The sequence below is a fragment of the Variovorax sp. P1_H12_2 genome (assembly GCF_056405335.1).
The window spans coordinates 1-1802 of record NZ_JBFUCI010000682.1 but is presented as its reverse complement, the minus strand read 5'-3'; the positions used below and the strand labels follow the sequence as shown (position 1 = coordinate 1802).

General features: G+C 69.6%; 2 protein-coding genes. Both read right to left on the bottom strand.

All coding sequences use genetic code 11. From position 1 onward, the window contains the following. On the bottom strand, positions 1-1071 hold a 1071-nt coding region (locus AC1D2K_RS34145), incomplete at its 3' end, for a cytochrome ubiquinol oxidase subunit I (RefSeq protein WP_478094795.1). Positions 1072-1095: 24 nt separating this feature from the next. After that, positions 1096-1802 (bottom strand): ATP-binding cassette domain-containing protein (locus AC1D2K_RS34140; RefSeq protein ID WP_478094794.1); only part of this gene is annotated, 707 nt, incomplete at its 5' end.

Below are 1802 nucleotides of genomic sequence, written 5' to 3'. Positions count from 1 at the left end.
GCCCATGAAGTTGCCGTGCTCCTCGAAGGTCGCCCGCGCCGCCGGCGGCACCTCGGCATCGCTCTTGGCCAGGCGGATGGTCTGCAGCGCGTCGTAGGCCTTGATGCCGTCGCGGATGTGGCCTTCGGCGCGCGCGACCAGGTCCTCGATGCCCGGCACCTCGGTGGTCAGCGAGCGGGTGCCGATCAGCCCCAGCAGCATCGGGATGTGGACCGCGAAGTGGGTCTCGCGGGTGCGCTGGTCGGGAAAGCCGAAGGCGGTGAAGGCGGCCGGCGCCGGCTCGGTCTTCCACATCGCCTCGATCGAGGCCACCTTCATCTTCTGGTGCTCGGTCGAGAGATAGCCGCTCTCGTCGCCCAGCACCACCACCGACAGCGCCGCCGCAAGGCCGAAGGAGGCGGCCACGGTCATCGAGCGCTTGGCGAGCTCCAGGTGCCGGCCCTTGAGCACATACCAGGCCGAGACGCCGAGCACGAAGATGGCCGCCACCGTGTAGCCGGCCGACACCGTGTGCACGAACTTGGCCTGGGCCACGGGGTTGGTCAGCACGGCGGCGAAGTCGGTCACCTCCATGCGCATGGTCTGCGGATTGAAGGCTGCGCCGACCGGGTTCTGCATCCAGCCGTTGGCGATCAGGATCCACAGCGCCGAGAAGTTCGAACCGATCGCCACCAGCCAGGTGACGATCAGGTGCGCCACCTTGGAGAGCTTGTCCCAGCCGAAGAAGAACAGGCCGACGAAGCTGGCTTCGAGGAAGAAGGCCATCAGCCCCTCGATCGCCAGCGGCGCGCCGAAGACGTCGCCCACGTAGTGGCTGTAGTAGCTCCAGTTCATGCCGAACTGGAACTCCATGACGATGCCGGTCGCCACGCCCATCGCGAAGTTGATGCCGAACAGCACGCCCCAGAACTTCGTCATGTCGCGCCAGATGGTCCGGCCGGTCATCACGTAGACCGTCTCCATGATCGCGAGGATCACGGCCAGCCCGATGGTCAGCGGCACGAACAGGAAGTGATACAGCGCCGTGAGGGCGAACTGCAATCGGGAGAGGGCGACGATGTCGAGGTCCATGGGTTCCTTTCTTGTTCTCTGTTCTCAGTCCGGCCGCAGCGCCTGCAGTGCCGCATCGAATGCAGGCGAGCCGCGCCGCAGGTCGGCGGTGATGCGGCCGTCCTGCATCGAAATCAGGCGGTCGGCCAGCGCGGCCTCGCGCCGCAGGTGCGTCGCGATCAGCAGCGTGCGGCCCGCGGCCTGGGCATCGAGGCGCCGCAGCACATCGTTCGCGGTCGCAGTGTCCAACGCTTCGGTCGGTTCGTCCAGCAGCCAGAGCGGCACGTCGCGCAGCAGCAGCCGCGCCAGCGCCAGCCGGCGCGACTGCCCACCCGAGAGGCCGAGGCCGCCTTCGCCGAGCGCGGTGTCGAGGCCCGCAGCCATCGCCTGCACTTCCTGGGACAGGCCGGCGGCCTGCAAGACGGCCCACAGCCGGGCGTCTTCGGCCGACGCGTCGGCCAGCCGGAGGTTGTCGCGCAGGCTGTCCTGGAACAGTTCCGTGCGCTGGGTCAGCAGGCAATGCGGCGCGCCGAGCACCTCGCCGGACGCGGCCGCGAGTTCGCCGGCGACCACCGCCATCAAGGTGGACTTCCCGGCGCCGCTGGGCCCGACCAGGGCGACGCGCTCGCCGGCGGCCAGAGCCAGTGAAATGTCGTGCAGGACCGCCACGCGGCGGCCGGGATGCGTCGCGCTCACCCGCGCCAGTCGAAGCGCCAGCCCCGGGTCGGAGGGCGCGGCCGGCGCCGCTGCGG